Origin of the sequence: uncultured Eubacterium sp., assembly GCF_945980375.1 — a bacterium.
Taxonomy (GTDB): domain Bacteria; phylum Bacillota; class Clostridia; order Oscillospirales; family Acutalibacteraceae; genus Eubacterium_R.
In genome coordinates this window covers 30,931-46,344 of record NZ_CAMFQO010000005.1, presented here as the reverse complement: position 1 = coordinate 46,344, position 15,414 = coordinate 30,931, and the positions used below count along the sequence as shown (strand labels likewise).

The 15,414-nt window shown below is 42.6% G+C and carries 14 protein-coding genes; 3 read left to right on the top strand and 11 right to left on the bottom strand.

The genetic code is table 11. The features are described 5' to 3' along the window. Positions 1 to 22 precede the first annotated feature (22 nt). From Q0P34_RS02925 to Q0P34_RS02900, 6 genes are all read right to left on the bottom strand, one after another. Positions 23 to 904 carry a radical SAM protein gene (locus tag Q0P34_RS02925; protein ID WP_294952635.1) on the bottom strand — a complete coding sequence of 294 codons (882 nt, stop codon included), beginning with the start codon at positions 902 to 904 and terminating at the stop codon, positions 23 to 25. Further along, complete coding sequence (gene rsmI / locus Q0P34_RS02920; RefSeq protein ID WP_294952634.1) at positions 901 to 1,719, bottom strand: 16S rRNA (cytidine(1402)-2'-O)-methyltransferase; 819 nt, start codon at positions 1,717 to 1,719, stop codon at positions 901 to 903. Before rsmI ends, Q0P34_RS02925 begins: the two co-directional genes overlap by 4 nt. Next, on the bottom strand, positions 1,719 to 2,462 hold the full coding sequence (locus Q0P34_RS02915; RefSeq protein ID WP_294952631.1) for a methyltransferase: 744 nt from the start codon (positions 2,460 to 2,462) through the stop codon (positions 1,719 to 1,721). The genes rsmI and Q0P34_RS02915 overlap by 1 nt, the downstream gene beginning before the upstream one ends. A 76-nt stretch (positions 2,463 to 2,538) precedes the next feature. Continuing rightward, entirely contained in the window at positions 2,539 to 3,018 is a 480-nt protein-coding gene (rlmH, locus tag Q0P34_RS02910; protein WP_294952726.1) for a 23S rRNA (pseudouridine(1915)-N(3))-methyltransferase RlmH, read from the bottom strand. After that, entirely contained in the window at positions 3,018 to 3,803 is a 786-nt protein-coding gene (locus Q0P34_RS02905) for an MBL fold metallo-hydrolase (protein ID WP_294952629.1), read from the bottom strand. The genes rlmH and Q0P34_RS02905 overlap by 1 nt, the downstream gene beginning before the upstream one ends. A 55-nt stretch (positions 3,804 to 3,858) precedes the next feature. Next, positions 3,859 to 5,145, bottom strand: coding sequence for a UDP-N-acetylglucosamine 1-carboxyvinyltransferase (locus Q0P34_RS02900; protein ID WP_294952626.1), 1,287 nt, complete (start codon positions 5,143 to 5,145; stop codon positions 3,859 to 3,861). Between the two features lie 400 nt (positions 5,146 to 5,545). Between Q0P34_RS02900 and dusB the strand changes: the two genes are divergently transcribed. Genes dusB through trmL form a run of 3 tightly spaced genes read left to right on the top strand, consistent with a single transcriptional unit; the run spans position 5,546 to position 8,101 of the window. Next, the gene (gene dusB / locus Q0P34_RS02895) at positions 5,546 to 6,508 is read left to right on the top strand and encodes a tRNA dihydrouridine synthase DusB (protein ID WP_294952623.1); all 963 of its coding nucleotides are present in this window, start codon (positions 5,546 to 5,548) and stop codon (positions 6,506 to 6,508) included. Next, on the top strand, positions 6,508 to 7,617 hold the full coding sequence (gene nagA, locus Q0P34_RS02890) for an N-acetylglucosamine-6-phosphate deacetylase (protein ID WP_294952620.1): 1,110 nt from the start codon (positions 6,508 to 6,510) through the stop codon (positions 7,615 to 7,617). Before dusB ends, nagA begins: the two co-directional genes overlap by 1 nt. Continuing rightward, positions 7,601 to 8,101 (top strand): tRNA (uridine(34)/cytosine(34)/5-carboxymethylaminomethyluridine(34)-2'-O)-methyltransferase TrmL, encoded by a 501-nt coding sequence (gene trmL, locus Q0P34_RS02885; RefSeq protein ID WP_294952617.1) that lies wholly within the window; start codon positions 7,601 to 7,603, stop codon positions 8,099 to 8,101. The genes nagA and trmL overlap by 17 nt, the downstream gene beginning before the upstream one ends. Before the next feature lie 104 nt (positions 8,102 to 8,205). Here trmL and Q0P34_RS02880 read toward each other — a convergent pair whose 3' ends face one another. The 5 genes from Q0P34_RS02880 to pfkA form a co-directional block, all read right to left on the bottom strand. After that, on the bottom strand, positions 8,206 to 9,195 hold the full coding sequence (locus tag Q0P34_RS02880) for a 2-hydroxyacid dehydrogenase (RefSeq protein ID WP_294952614.1): 990 nt from the start codon (positions 9,193 to 9,195) through the stop codon (positions 8,206 to 8,208). Then, positions 9,173 to 11,563, bottom strand: a complete 2,391-nt coding sequence (locus tag Q0P34_RS02875; RefSeq protein WP_294952611.1) for an alpha-L-arabinofuranosidase C-terminal domain-containing protein — start codon at positions 11,561 to 11,563, stop codon at positions 9,173 to 9,175. Before Q0P34_RS02875 ends, Q0P34_RS02880 begins: the two co-directional genes overlap by 23 nt. A gap of 85 nt (positions 11,564 to 11,648) precedes the next feature. Then, positions 11,649 to 13,493, bottom strand: coding sequence for a GH25 family lysozyme (locus Q0P34_RS02870; protein ID WP_294952608.1), 1,845 nt, complete (start codon positions 13,491 to 13,493; stop codon positions 11,649 to 11,651). Positions 13,494 to 13,503: 10 nt separating this feature from the next. After that, a complete protein-coding gene (locus tag Q0P34_RS02865) occupies positions 13,504 to 14,301 on the bottom strand; it encodes a glycoside hydrolase family 25 protein (protein ID WP_294952605.1) in 798 nt (265 codons plus the stop codon). 131 nt (positions 14,302 to 14,432) lie between these two features. Further along, positions 14,433 to 15,398: a 6-phosphofructokinase gene (gene pfkA, locus Q0P34_RS02860; RefSeq protein WP_294952602.1), complete on the bottom strand. Its 966-nt coding sequence runs from the start codon at positions 15,396 to 15,398 to the stop codon at positions 14,433 to 14,435. Positions 15,399 to 15,414 lie beyond the last annotated feature (16 nt).

Genomic DNA, 15,414 nt, shown 5'->3' with positions numbered 1-15,414 from the left:
TAATTGTATATTAACACAATATTTATTCCAAATCAACAACTCCGCTTAAATCAAAATCGGGTATATAATCCTCTGTTGCAGATTCAAGCTTTTGCAAAAATACCTTTTCAAGTCCCAACTCAAGTATGTGATTCACAATCTTATCATACTCCCGCTTGGTAATTTTGCGATTAATCTCCTTGTATTCGGACAAATCCGTACACGGCACATACTGTGCCATAACGGAAATATATGTATCACCGAAATTTTCTGCCAAATAGTCAAGAGCCTGAATTGCAGAATTTGTGTTGCCGGGCAAAACAAGATGACGAATAATCATTCCTCTTTTCATTATTCCGTTTTCGTCAAATACGTCATTGCCGACCTGCCTTTTCATTTCCGTCAAGGCAGCCATTGCAAATTGCGGATAATCCTCTGCCCTGCTGTACCTTAATGCCTTGTCATTTCGCATATACTTAAAATCAGGCAGGTAAATATCCACAAGCCCGTCAAGCAATTTTAAGGTATCCACGCTGTCGTATCCCGATGTATTGTACACAACAGGAACAGGCGGCTTGTACTTTTTAAGGGTATGGGCAAGCTGAACGGCATAATGAGTAGGGTTTACAAGATTTATATTGTTTGCCCCCTCATCAACAAGGTGCTCAAAAATTCTTATCAGCCTTTCCTCACTGACCTCAACACCCTTACATTTGTGACTGATCTCATAATTCTGGCAAAACACACAGCCCAAATTGCATCCGCTGAAGAAAACTGCTCCCGATCCGCTTTTACCGCTGATGCAAGGTTCCTCCCAAAAATGAAGCGATGCCCGTGCAAGCTTGTAGGCATTTGGAGCCCTGCAGTAGCCAAGAGCATTTTCCCTGTCAACATTGCACCTTCTCGGACATTGATTACATATCATAGCAGTGCCTTGTAAATATCATTTTTCTTGTAGGAGGTGAGCGAAGCAATTTGCTTTGATGCAGAGTTTATGCTCATCCCCTCATCAACGAGCGCCCTTGCCTGCTCAACTGCTCTTTCAAACGATATTTCCTTTTCCTCCTGTGTTTTGCCCTCAACAATGATAACAAACTCGCCCTTCGGCTTTTCATTATCATACATAGTTGAGGCATTGCAAAGATTGGTGCGGATCACGGTTTCGTGAAGCTTTGTAATCTCCTTAACAACAGCAACCTCTCTGTTACCTAACACGCTGTACATATCCTTTAAGGTCTGTGCAAGCTTATGCGGTGCCTCATAAAAAACCATAGTTCTTTTTTCATCAGCAAGCTCATCAAGCTGCTGCCTGCGTTCCTTTTTGTTAGCAGATAAAAATCCCTCAAAGGTAAATCGCCTTGTGCTCATGCCCGATATTGCAAGTGCTGTTGCAAAGGCTGTCGGACCGGGTACACTTTCAACAGTAATTGAATTTTCATGGCACAGCCTCACCAAATCCTCGCCGGGATCCGATATTGCAGGCATACCTGCATCTGTACAAACAGCACAGCTTTCGCCATTGATAAGACGATTGATAATAGCCTGTCCGCGCTCAATTTTATTATGTTCAAAGTAGCTGATCATTTCTTTTTTTATATCAAAATGATTTAACAGCTTCAATGTTACTCTGGTATCCTCGGCTGCAATAAAATCAACCTCACTAAGCACCTGAACGGCTCTTGGAGAAAGGTCGCCAAGGTTGCCTATCGGAGTGCCTACAACATAAAGTTTTCCGCTCATTATCTGATTTTATCCTCGTATCCGTCGGCATATGAGCCGTAAATTTCTATCATTTCGGGAGTAAATTTGCTCTCCTCGTTTTTTATTACAAGGGTTGGCTCAACACGCAAAAACGGCTTTGCTCCCTTTTTGCCCTCCACCAAAAACAAAAACGGCTCCTCGCCCTGCCTGTCAACAACAAATCTCAGTCGCTTTGGCTCAATTTTGTACTGTCGCATAGTTGCAAGTGTGTCCACCAAGCGTTCGGGGCGGTGGCACATACAAAGCCTGCCCATATAGGTAAGCAGATATGCCCCTGCCTTAACGGCGTCCTCAATGTTACAGCACACCTCATGGCGAGCTATCCTTGCACTTTCGCCCAACGACTCAATGCCTGTATTAACCGGCTTGTACGGTGGGTTCATTGTTACAAGGGTAAAGCACTCGGCAGGAAATTCACTGTTAACCTCTCGCAAATCACAAAGATGAGGGGTAAGCCTGTCCTGAAGATTATTAACCTTTATTGAAGCATTAACCTGCTCAATCGCATTTTGCTGAATATCAAGGCAATGAATATCGCTCTGCCTGTCATCACGAAGCCACAGCATAGGTATTATGCCACAGCCTGTTCCCATATCAAGCGCCTTGTCCTTGTACTTCGGAGTTGCAAAATGAGATAAAAGAACTGCATCTGTACCAAAGGTGTGGTCACTGCTTACAGCAATTTTAATATTGTCTGACAATCTTTCATAATTATATTCCATATGCTTATTATAATATATTCAAAACCTTATTGCAATAAAAAACACCTCGGCATCACCGAGATGTAAAATTAATATTTCACTTGTGATATTTTGTGTGATTAAGTATAGTAAAGGCTCTGTATATTTGCTCAAGCAGAACAACCCTCATAAGCTGATGCGGTAATGTGAGCTTGCCAAAAGAAAGCTTTATGTTACCGAGTGCCTTAACCTCGTGAGATAAACCAAATGAGCCGCCTATAATAAAGACTATTTCTCCAAAGCCTGCAACAGCCGTGTTCTCAATCTTTTTTGCAAAATCCTCGCTTGAAAGCTGAACACCCTCTATGCACATAGGCACAACAAATGAGCCCTTTGGAATTTTTGCAATTATTCGCTGACCTTCCTTTTGCTTAACATTTTCTATTTCAGAGGCACTTGGATTGTCACCGCAACGCTCCTCTGCAATTTCCACAACATTAGGCTTTGCAAACAGCCCAAGTCTTTTTATGTATTCACAACAGGCATCGCAAAGATATTTTTCCTTTAGCCTGCCGACAGCAATAACGGTTATCTTAATCATAATACAATCGGTCTTTCATAACATTCTTCAGGAGATACATACAAACGAAAATCTACATTTTCGCAAAATCCTGCTTCATCAAGTGCACACAGGGTTGCCTGACGCGCAACATCGGGTATGTTGTTTTCCTTGCTCAAATGGGCAAGTGCTATCCGTGTTGTGCCGGAGGCGACAAGCTCCTTTGCAAATTCGGAGCAGGCAAAATTACTCAAATGCCCCTTGGCAGACAAAATCCTCTGCTTTAACGGATACGGATAAATTCCGTTTTGAAGCATAGTTACCTCGTGGTTGGACTCAAGATAAATCATATCTGTACCGTGCAGTGCGTTTTTCGCTTCGTCGGTTACATAGCCCGTATCGGTGCAAACCGAAATTGAACGTTCACCGAAATTGAAGCGGTAGCCAACGCAGGCAACACTGTCGTGACTGTTTTCAAACGGAACAATCTCTACCGAGCACAGCTCCATATTCTTTTCAATTTCATAAACAGGCACGCCGTCCTTTACATAACCGCCGTCCTTTATTTTTGTCACAACATCTCTGTGAGCAAAAACGGGCAGATTGTGCTTTGCGGAAAAAACCCGCAAGCCACCGATATGGTCCGTATGCTCGTGCGTAATGAAAATACCGTCAAGCTCATCAGGGTCCACACCGATGGACAAAAGCTTTTCATCAAGTCTTTTTGCGCTCACGCCTGCGTCAACAAGAAATTTTCCGCAGGATGATGCGACATATATTGAATTACCCTTGCTGCCCGAAAACAGCTGACACGCCTTCGCCATATAATTACCTCAAAAAAATCCCCGTCTGTGACGAGGATTTTATTTTAACAAATTATCAACCTGCTGTTTGCAGTGCAGTTTCTTCCTTAACCGCAACGCGTCTGATGTCGGCGCCGATTGCTGCAAATTTTTCAACAACGTCTTCATATCCACGCTCAACATAAATTGTATCCTCAACCGTTGTGGTACCGTCTGCAACCAAGCCGGCAATAATCATTGCCGCACCTGCACGCAGGTCGGTTGCTCTAACGGTTACACCGTCAAGCTTTGGAACACCTACAATAACGGCAACCTTACCGTCAACCTGAATATCAGCGCCCATTCTCAACAACTGTTGAACGTACTGAAAGCGGTTGTCCCAAACACTTTCGGACATAATGCTTGTACCGTTTGCAATGGACAAAAGCACAACCATCTGCGGTTGCATATCGGTTGGGAAGCCCGGATGAGGCATGGTTTTTACATTACACTTTGTAAGTGCCTTAAAGCGAGTTACACGAACGGCGTCGTCGTATTCAATAACCTCTGCGCCTGCCTCCTCAAGCTTTGCCGAAATAGACTCAAGGTGCTTTGGAATAACATTCTTTATAAGAACATCACCTCCGCAGGCAGCAGCCGCAACCATATATGTTCCCGCTTCGATTTGGTCGGGAATGATGGAATAGGTACAGCCGTGCATTTTTTCTACGCCACGGATTTTGATAACATCCGTACCTGCACCGCGGACATCTGCGCCCATGGAGTTCAAGAAGTTTGCAAGGTCAACAATATGAGGCTCCTTTGCCGCATTTTCAATAACAGTAAGACCCCTTGCCTTAACGGCCGCGAGCATAATATTGATTGTTGCGCCCACAGAGACAACGTCCATATAAATCGGTGTGCCTACAAGCTTGTCTGCCTTTGCACAAACAACACCGTCAATTATATCAACCTGCGAGCCGAGCATCTTAAAGCCCTTGACGTGCTGGTCAATCGGCCTTACACCGAAATCACATCCGCCCGGAAGTGCAACCTCTGCCTTGCTGAATCTGCCGAGCATTGCACCGATAAGGTAATAGCTTGCTCTGAAATGAGATGTAAGCTCATACGGAACGCTTTGATAGTTTATATTTGTAGTATCTATATCAAGGGTGTTTTTGTTTACAACCTTGATTTGTGCACCCATTCTGCTGAGAATTTCTATAATAAGCTGAACATCGCTGATTTGCGGAATGTTCTCTATTCTGACGGTATCCTCTGCCAAAAGAGCTGCCGGGATAATAGCTACTGCCGCATTCTTTGCTCCGCTGATGTCAACCTCGCCGAACAGTTCATGCCCACCGTTAATTACAAAATTATCCACGATTCACCCTCCGTTCATTAGGAAATTATATATGAAGTAGTAACAAAATCAAAATCACGCATTTTTACGATGTAAATTATATCAAAAATCATCGTAAATGTGAACATCTATGCATCTATTTTTACCAAAATGTAATTTGTGCAAAATCAAAATATATTGCTCAAAAAATAAAAACACGCTATATATTGTGTTTGTACTTAATACTCCGATAAATTAACTATATTTTGTATCGCAATAGGTAACAAAAGAGTAACATATTATTACAAATATGTCAATGACTTTTTTTACATTTTATATTAATTGTAAAAAACTACCAAATATTGATATATTATAACTAAATTATTTGATTTCTCGTTATTAATATGGTATATTATCAGCAGAATAACAGAGGTAATTTTTTATGAAAATCGGCAATTTGAATTTTGAAAATATTGCTTTTTTGGCACCGATGGCAGGCATAGCCGACAGAGCATTCAGAGAGCTTTGCGTTCAGTTCGGTGCCGCATATACCGTAACGGAAATGGTGTCATCCAAAGGGCTTACCATGGGTGACAAAAAAAGCGCAGAGCTTTTAACCATAGGTAACGAAAGGCCGTGCGGTGCACAGATATTCGGCGACGAAGCGCAGATTATGGCACAGGCGGCAATAAAATGCCTGGAATTCAAGCCTGATGTAATCGACATAAATATGGGTTGTCCTGCGCCAAAGGTTGCAATGAACGGCGGCGGTGCAAGCCTAATGAAAAATCCACAGCTTGCATACGAAATAACAAAGGCAGTTGTTGAGGCTGTTGACCTTCCCGTAACTGTCAAAATTCGCAAGGGCTGGGATGACGACAGAGTAAACGCAGTAGAAATGGCAACCCTTGCACAAAAAGCAGGTGCAAGTGCCATAGCCGTTCACAGCAGAACACGTCAGCAGATGTACAGCGGTACGGTTGATTACCAAATAATCGCAGATGTAAAAAAGGCAGTTGACATTCCCGTCATTGCTAACGGCGATATTGTCGACGAGCAAACCGCGGCAATTATGCTTGAAAAAACAAATGCAGATGCAATAATGATTGGCAGAGGAGCACTTGGCAATCCGTGGCTATTTTCAAGAATAAACGCATACCTTGGCGAATGTAGGGTAATACCGGAGCCTTCAACTGTTGAAAAAATGAACGTAATGCTAAAGCATATACAAAAAATCATAGAATACAAGGGCGAATACACAGCCATGCGAGAGGCAAGGCACCATGCCGCATACTACACAAAGGGTATGCGAGGCGGTGCGAAGCTTCGTGCCGAAATCAGCAAATACGAGCACTTTGAACAGCTTCAGGAGCTGTCATACCGCATAATCAAGGAGATAGAATAATGATACTTAAAAATTGTACATTTTATAACGAGGAATTTGAAAAAGAATTCGGCGATATAAAAATCGAAAACGGAATAATAACCGAAATCGGAATTATCAACGATGACGGTGTTGATATGAGTGGAAGCATTATTCTGCCGGGATTTGTTGACATACATATTCACGGTGGCAACGGTGCAGATTGCTCTGACGGCACTGCCGACAGCTTTGAAAAAATCAGCACCTATCTTGCATCAAAGGGTGTTACCTCCTTTTGCGCAACAACCATGACTTTGCCGCACAAAAAGCTAAAGGAAATAGCCGAGGTGGTAAATAGCTTTAACTCTCCTAAATCAAAGCTCGTGGGAATAAATCTTGAAGGTCCGTATATTGCAAACGCAAAAGCGGGTGCACAAAACAGAGAATATATCCGTAATGCAAGCGTTGACGAGGTTAACGAATTGCTTGATATTTGCGACAAGATAAAGCTTATCACCATTGCTCCCGAGGTAAGCGACACAAGTGAGTTTATCACACAGTTAAAGCAAAAAATGACGATTTCTATCGGTCACAGCTGTGCAAACGAAAAAGAAGCAAGAGAATCAATTGATAAAGGAATTGCTCACGCAACCCATCTGTTTAACGCAATGACTCCTATGACTCACCGCGAGGCAGGAATTGTCGGCGCTGTGCTTGACAGCGATATTACAGCCGAGCTTATCTGCGACTGTGAGCATATTTGCCCAACGGTTTTGCGAAACGCATTTAGCATTTTGGGGGAAGACAGAGCCTGTGTAATAAGCGACTCAATGCGTGGTGCCGGTCTCGGCATAGGCGAATACGAGCTTGGCGGTCAGATGACATATGTTAAGGACGGTTACAAGGTTGCAAAGCTTGAGGACGGCACGATCGCGGCATCTATCACAAATGTATTTGACGAGTTCAAAAACCTTTTGGAAATAGGCATTGATTTCAAAACCGCATTAAAATCATGCACAATCAATCCTGCAAGGGTTATCAAAGAGGATGACAAAATAGGCTCAATTGCAGTCGGCAAATGTGCTGACCTCATTGTTGCCGATGAAAATTTGAACATAAAAGAGGTTTACATAAATGGAGCACTCGCTTAACATTGTACTAATTGAGCCTGAAATTCCGCAAAACACAGGCAACATTGCACGCACCTGTGCCGCAACAGGCGCACGTCTGCACCTTGTAGGACCTATGGGCTTTCACATTACAGACAAGCAAGTAAAAAGAGCAGGTCTTGATTATTGGGACAAGCTCGACATCACCTTTTACGACAGCACCGATGAATTTTTTGAAAAAAACAAGGACGGCAAATTCTACTACTTTACCACCAAGGCAGAGCAGACACACTCGGATGTTGAATATCCAAACAACTGCTACCTTATTTTCGGCAAGGAAACAAAGGGACTTCCGGAGGAGCTCCTCAAAGCTAACCACGACACCTGCGTGCGTATGCCAATGAGGGGCATCATCAGAAGCCTGAACCTCTCAAACGCAGTGGCAATCGGCACATACGAGGTCCTGCGTCAATGGGATTACCCCGAATTAGTCCAAAAAGGCAAACTCCACAATTTAGAATGGTAAAACAATTGAAAAATGGCCTGAACCACTCCAAAAGATATTATGCTTGGCTCGCCTTTATTGTAAGGGAGGGAAAAAGCGGATTGAACATCGAGTTCAATCCGCTTTTAATTTATCCTGTTATTTGGTTGTTCATTGTTTAGTACACGCTGAATGTTATCATAGCAATTGCGGTATAGCTTTTTGACCGTAAGTGCTGAAATTCCTGCTATGTGCGGGGTGATTATCAGCTTATCCTTTATTGCTTCATCAAGCAGGATATTGTCTGCCGTGACAGGCTCCGGAGCAATAACATCAAGCCCTGCGCCCTTTATTTTGCCGTTTTTCAATGCATCGTACAGGGCAAGATTATCCACCAAGTCGCCCCTTGCGGTGTTGATAAGAAATGCCGTTTTTTTCATTTTTGCAAGAAAATCAGCATTAACAATCTCCCTTGTTTCATCGGATACCGCAAGATGAAGCGACACAAAATCGCTCATATTAAGTAACTCATCAAGGCTGACATATTCGGCGCAAAGCTCATCTTCAAGCTCTTTATACCTTGTGCGGTTATAGTACACAACCCTTGCACCAAAGGCATTTAACAGCCTTGCGGTCTGCCGTGCTATATCACCAAAGCCGACAAGTCCTACCGTACATTCCGACAGCTCTTTTACAACACCAAAGGATTCTGCCTTTTTTTCTATTTGTCTGCCGTCATAAACTGCCTTGACGCCCTCATTATAGTTTTTAAGGCAGGCGAGAATTAGGAACACAGCGGACTCGGCAACAGCAGTGTCATTGATGCCCTTGTTATTACAAACAGGGATACCTCTTTTCGAAGCAGAATCAACATCAATGCCCTGATAGCCAACACCCTCCGACTGAATAAGCCGTAGGTTAGGCATAGCATCAATCACCTGTGCATTAACCTTACCCATAGCATCAACAATCAAAAACTCGGTGTCGGGCGCATTTTCAATAATTTTGTCAAAATCGTCAAGTATGGTAAAAAATTTTACATCAAATCCGTCAAGCTCAGGTATATTGGCATATGCCCTCTCGGGAGAAGTAACAGAGGAAATAAAGGTGATTTTATTCTTCTTTGCCGGCGTCATCGTCCTTTTTCTCCTTCATTGCTCTTTTTACATCCTTGATACCCTTGCCGCCAAGCACAAGCTTTGAATAGGCAAAGTATCCGCCAAAGCTACCCAAAACAAATAACACAATTACCAAAATAATAAAAATTACAGTTCCCATAGGAATATTTGATTTAACCTCCGTATCTATACCGTCGGGCAGGTTAAAAAAGCCGGCCCCGCTGTTTTGACCGTATCCCACTCTTACAACATTGGCACTGTAAGGCAAAAGCTCAACATCAATATTACTCGCCTCAAATTCCAAATCCTGCTGAATGGGAGCAATGGTTTGCTTTTTAGGGCTGTTAAATGATGATTTTGTATCTGCACCCACACTTTGCATTGATGCAACCGAAATGTCATCAAAGCCACTCAGATTTATGCTTAAGGTTTGCCTTGAACCGCTGACATTAACAAGCTTTATGTACAATGCCTGTGCTCCCTCATCAATAGTTACACTTTGATATATGCCGTCATCATCAGCCGAAAGATTGGAATTGACATAGTTGCCCCCGTAATTACCCGCAAATATCATTTGCGTGTAGTAGCTTGGTGTCAGAACTATACTTTCATTATCAAACCAAGCAAGGCTTTGCGTGTTTTTACCGGCATCTATTTTAGAAAACGCAGTCATATAGCTCGACATTTTGACAACACCGCTGTTGCGTTCAATACCCGTAGCAAACGCGCCCTCCTGCACGGCACAAAAAAGATTGTTGTCTTTTATCTGTGTGCCTTTTTTCAAGGCCTCACTTTTGTATTGCACCATTACATCCGTACCGTCGGTTGCATAGCTGTCGTACCTTGTAACAAACTGTGACAAGGGGTATTCACTGCTGTCCGTCACGTTTTCGCTGACCATGGCATCTGTACCTATTCTGTTCCACGCTGTGTCAAACTCTACTCCGTTACCTGCAAAGCCGGTTGAAGCCAAAACAACAATATCGGGATATTTTTTGTTAATTATCTTTTTTAATGCCTCAAAATTACGCCAATATACATCACCGTAGTTATCCCCGCCAACCTGAATATATTTAAGGTTAAACGGTTGCTCGCTGCCGTTGGCACTGCGAAGTGACGCCCAATAGCCTGCTGTTGACGGAGCGTTTGCATACTCAATAAGGTCAAGCACATCCTGTGCATAATTTGTGAATTCCGCCGTGTCGGGATTGAGCGACATACTGTCAACAAAGGCATCAAAATCATCTACGCTATTTACACCGAGCGAGTCAATGTACTGCGTTCTTTGAGCAACCTCGCTCTTCTTATATCCGCATTCATCTACAAGATATGTCTCCCACTGCTCATCGGTCATATATGTTTTGTTCATTGCCTGCAAATACGCCTCATACCTGCCGTTTGTTTGGCAGGCAACACCTGCACCCACAACGGCAACGGGAACGGCATTTATATCCCTTGCAAGCTGAAAGTATTCGTGATACCCCATAAGACTTGTGTTGTTTACGGCAATGCCCTTTGAATAATCGTTTTCGGCACCTGCACATTGTTTACGAAGTGCCGGCTCGCCGATAGTGTTTTTCCACGAAAAATCTGTATCTTCAACCGAGCACGCACCCGGAAATTTCAAATATGACGGTTTAAGGTTTTTAATTGCATCCACCATATCCTGTCGCAAGGTAACATATTTCCATTCATCCCCCGTACCGTAGCTGTCATCAGGGCAAAGTGTAACATAATCAATACACACCGAGCCTGTGCCGTTAAAGCTTATACCGAGCCTACCGCTTTCTGTTGCACTTGACTTAATTTTTACATTAATCCTTGTCCATGTTTTTTGGCTAACGGAATTAATGTTTAGCTGAACAGGGTCTGCTTTGTTGCCCTTTGAGTCGATGAACACACCGATTTTTCCTTCAAAGTCAACATTCCTCAGGTAGCAGGAAAACAGATATGTTTTGCCCTTTACAAAGCTCATACCCGCACCGTCGGCAACAGCCTCGTCATAATTACCCTTGCTGTCAAAAAGCGGAGTATAACCCCTGTTTATCATATTTCCCGATGACTCAACGGTTACGGTTTCGTAGGTTGGGTTGTTGGAATTGACAGCCCCTTGAGATGAAACAACCGGCGACACACCGTTAAAGCTCCACGCATATTCAGGATTGTCGGCATACTCAAAGGAATTGTTGCACACCATATTGGACACCAAGCCGCCGTCAACCGCAAACGAATCTTCATCAAGAGTTAAGCCATATAGGGACGGAGATGTCTTTTCACCAATATCATTTTTTGAAATATTAAGCGTTGCGTTTGATTGAGCATATGCAGGCAAGCAAACACAAAGCACAACGCACATAGCTATCAATGCAGAAATAATCCTTTTCATATTTATCCTCACAATAAATGATAAAACAATTATATCACACATAATAAAATAATAAAAGAGAAAAACGGCACTGAGTGCCGTTTTTTTACTTTGTTTTTAATGTTTTCTTTGAGCTCCAGGGTGAATAAACCTTTTTGCCCGAAATTGTTCTGTATGCTCTTACCTTAACATAGTAGGTTTTCTTTGACTTTGCGGTTGTCAATGTAGTTGACAAATTTTTTGATGAAACCGACTTTGTCAAATAGTTTTGTGAAAAATCACTGTATGTAGACCACATAACCTGATAGCCTGTTGCACCGCTGACCTTTGACCAGGTCATTTTTATTCTTTTGGTTGACGGAGATGTTGCTGATTTTAATGTAGGCTTTTTGACCGATGTGTACTGAAGCACCCAATTACCCAATGAGCCATAGGTCTTTTTGCCGTTAACAAGCTTATATGCACGGATTTTGAACTTGTACTTTTTATTTGATGAAAGACCTGTTATCTTGTATGAGCCTGTGTTGCCGTTTGTAATTGTTTTGTACAGCACATATTTCTTTTTGCCGTAATCATAACTGTAAATCTCGTAGCCGTTTGATGCCGTTTGCTTATCCCAAGCAAGAGTAATGTACGAATTGGTGTACTTTGATACCCTTGTGTTTACGGGGCCGAGCTGTGTTGAAACAGTAATGTGCTTGTTGTATGCACCGACATAATTTTTACCGTTAACATTTGTATATGCGGCAATGTGGATATAGTTAAGCGAGCCGACAGCAAGACCTGTAACAGTTGCCTTTGTATCGGTAAATGTGCCTGCATTGGTCCACTTGCCGTTCTTTAGAATTTGAACAATGTAGCCGGTGGCACCGTTTACCGCATCCCACTCGATATTTGCGGAATTTGACGAGGTGGATGTGCACCTCATATTTTCAACAGTTTGCGCAACTATGTTGAAGCTTGCCTTTAGATCAATGTATCCGCTAAACATACCGATGCCCACAACGTTTACTGTAGCCGTTCCGATTTCAACATTATCCTGATAATATGTTGTGTAGTCTACACCCTCGGTTAAAATATAATCACCGTACGACAACTTAACCTCCGGGCAAATTTCATAGCCTGTATAGGTTTGATTAGGAATAGGCAGAATCCTCGGTGCAGAGCTCGGTAAAGAGCCTGAATACATAAAGTTACAGTCAAATCTCTTATTGGCAATTCCGGGGATTGAACCGTCCGATGTGTACTGCCAAATCTTGTATTCACCCGTGTAATTTGTATTGGTTGTGTAATGAGCAAGCCAAACCTGATAGCCTGCGTTTTCAATAGCGGTGTGATCAATATTGGTATTCAAAAACGATTTGTTTGCGTAAACCATTGCGTCGTAGCCCGCATTTTTTACAGTGTCGCAAAATGCGAGTGTAATATCTGTCATTTTGCTTTTATTAAGCTTTCCGCTTGACCAAGCAGAATCAAGCCTTCCGTCCTCTACGCCCGCAAACTCGTAGTCAAACACAACCGGTAAATCGATGCTGTATCCGCTGATAATATCAAGGATAAAATTTGCCTCCTGCACCGCCTCGGCAGTAGTAATAGCCTGTGAGTAAATATAAACACCGACAGGAATACCCTGTGCCTGTGCGTTCATAATATTGTTTGCAAACTCGGTATCCTTAACCAAGGTGCCATTTTTGCCGTAGCCACGGTATGCCGCACGGATAATGGCAAAATCCACCCCTGCATTTTTAATAACGCCCCAATCAAGCTTTCCGTTATGATAGGAAACATCAATACCCTCTTGAATACCGGTGTTGAAAAATCTGTCCTGATGGGTATAGGTTTTTGTTGTAAACCTGCTTGAGCTTGTAAACGCAAAAGCAGTTATCGGCGACGCTGCAATAACGGCAGCAAGTGCCAACGCAAACAGTTTTTTTGCACTATTTTTCCTCATTTTTATCCCCTTAATTTTTTATGTACCAATAATTTTCGTCAACCCTCTTTTTTACTCCGTTAACCTGCCCTTTATCGTTGAACTGCCAAAGGTCATAATCACCGTTATAGGTAACTGACGGGTTGTAATCAGCCACCCAAATGTATATTGATTTGTAAAGCTCACTCATCTTAAAATTGCTTTTGTACATAAATGATGATGCATACACTCCGCTTTGATAGCCTGCGTCCTCAATCTCTGTGCAAAAGGCATTGATAAGACGTGAATTTTCTTTTTTTGTCAGACCTGCCTCAAAAAGCCTGCCCGTGTGCTTACCGTTAAAGGTCGGATATTCAAAATCATAAAACACAGGCAAAGAGATGTCATATTTTTTAATAACATCAAGGCAGGCTCTTGCCTCCTCCCTTGCCTCATCCTCATTTACGGCTTGAGTGTAAAAATAAACACCGACAGGTATTCCTGCTTCGTTGGCAGCTCTTAAATTCTTTTTTGCATTTTTATCTATGCACACAGCGCCGTTTTGATAGCCACGATAGCCAACCCTGATGATAGCAAAGTCAACCTCGTTTTTAAGCGTTTTCCAATTAACCTTACCGTTATGGTGAGATATATCAACACCGTATGCCTTATCCTTATCAAGAGCGACGAGCGGGTTTGGAAGCTTCCTGCCTGTGTGCGAAACCGCAATACCCGTTACCGCAAGCGCTGCTGCAAGCACCAACGCAACCGCAGTGATTATGATTTTGCGTTGAGTGTCTTTTCTCTTTCTTGCAGGTCTTTTTTTAATTTTCTTTTTTGTTGTAGGCATATATGCTCCTTTGTGGAAATTGTATCATATTGAGCACATTATTTCCACAGGAAAAAAATAGAAACAATACAAATGCCGTAGGCAATAAAAAGCTTACGGCACTGCTGTATTATGATTGTTGTATGTAACAGTTAGATTGAAACCTCGTGTGCAATATTGTAAAGGTTCATATCAATAGATTTTTTCATATTAAGTGCTTCAAAAATATCGTAATCAACAACTTCTTCCTTTTGAGCGGCAACAACTCTGTTGCCGATGTTGTTCATAAGAAGCTTAACGGCGTAGTTACCCATACGTGTTGCCATAACTCTGTCCTTAACTGTAGGATAACCGCCGCGCTGAACATGACCGAGAACCATTGCTCTTGATTCTACACCTGTTTTTTCCTGAATGTGTTGAGCAAGTTCGTTTACATCTACATCGCAGCCCTCTGCAACAATGATGATAAAGTGCTTTTTATCGGTTCTTTGGGTTTTTCTCATTCTGTCGATAACGTGCTTTTCAATATCAAATTTAACCTCAGGAATAAGGATAGCAGTTGCACCGCATGCAATACCTGCGTTAAGTGCAAGGTAGCCTGCTCTTCTGCCCATTACCTCAATAACAGCACATCTGTCATGAGATTCCGATGTGTCACGGATTCTGTCAACCATTTCCATAATAGTGTTAAGACAGGTGTCATAACCGATTGTGTAATCACAGCAGGCAATATCATTATCAATAGTGCCCGGAATACCAACGCAGGGGATACCTCTTTCGCTTAAGTCACGAGCACCGCGGAATGAACCGTCACCACCGATAACGACTACACCCTCAATGCCCTTTTCCTGACAGGTGCGCACTGCCTTGCGCATACCCTCCTCGGTTGCAAACTCAACGCTACGCGCAGAGTAAAGGATTGTACCGCCTCTGTTAATAATATCGGAAACAGAACGCAAATCCATTTCGATAAAATCTCCGTTGATAAGTCCGTTATAGCCACGGATAACACCGTAAACCTTAATTCCGTTTTCGCAGGCTGTTCTTACAACTGCACGAACTGCAGCATTCATGCCCGGAGCGTCACCGCCACTTGTTAAAACTGCGATAGTTTTCATTATATTTCCTCCGTTC

Coding starts and splice junctions, on each gene's coding strand:
- Q0P34_RS02880 (WP_294952614.1), bottom strand. CDS start 9,195: ATGACGCCGGCAAAGAAGAATAAAATCACCTTTATTTCCTCTGTTACT.
- Q0P34_RS02870 (WP_294952608.1), bottom strand. CDS start 13,493: ATGAGGAAAAATAGTGCAAAAAAACTGTTTGCGTTGGCACTTGCTGCC.
- Q0P34_RS02865 (WP_294952605.1), bottom strand. CDS start 14,301: ATGCCTACAACAAAAAAGAAAATTAAAAAAAGACCTGCAAGAAAGAGA.
- pfkA (WP_294952602.1), bottom strand. CDS start 15,398: ATGAAAACTATCGCAGTTTTAACAAGTGGCGGTGACGCTCCGGGCATG.
- Q0P34_RS02915 (WP_294952631.1), bottom strand. CDS start 2,462: ATGGAATATAATTATGAAAGATTGTCAGACAATATTAAAATTGCTGTA.
- nagA (WP_294952620.1), top strand. CDS start 6,508: ATGATACTTAAAAATTGTACATTTTATAACGAGGAATTTGAAAAAGAA.
- Q0P34_RS02875 (WP_294952611.1), bottom strand. CDS start 11,563: ATGAAAAGGATTATTTCTGCATTGATAGCTATGTGCGTTGTGCTTTGT.
- rsmI (WP_294952634.1), bottom strand. CDS start 1,719: ATGAGCGGAAAACTTTATGTTGTAGGCACTCCGATAGGCAACCTTGGC.
- Q0P34_RS02905 (WP_294952629.1), bottom strand. CDS start 3,803: ATGGCGAAGGCGTGTCAGCTGTTTTCGGGCAGCAAGGGTAATTCAATA.
- dusB (WP_294952623.1), top strand. CDS start 5,546: ATGAAAATCGGCAATTTGAATTTTGAAAATATTGCTTTTTTGGCACCG.
- trmL (WP_294952617.1), top strand. CDS start 7,601: ATGGAGCACTCGCTTAACATTGTACTAATTGAGCCTGAAATTCCGCAA.
- Q0P34_RS02925 (WP_294952635.1), bottom strand. CDS start 904: ATGATATGTAATCAATGTCCGAGAAGGTGCAATGTTGACAGGGAAAAT.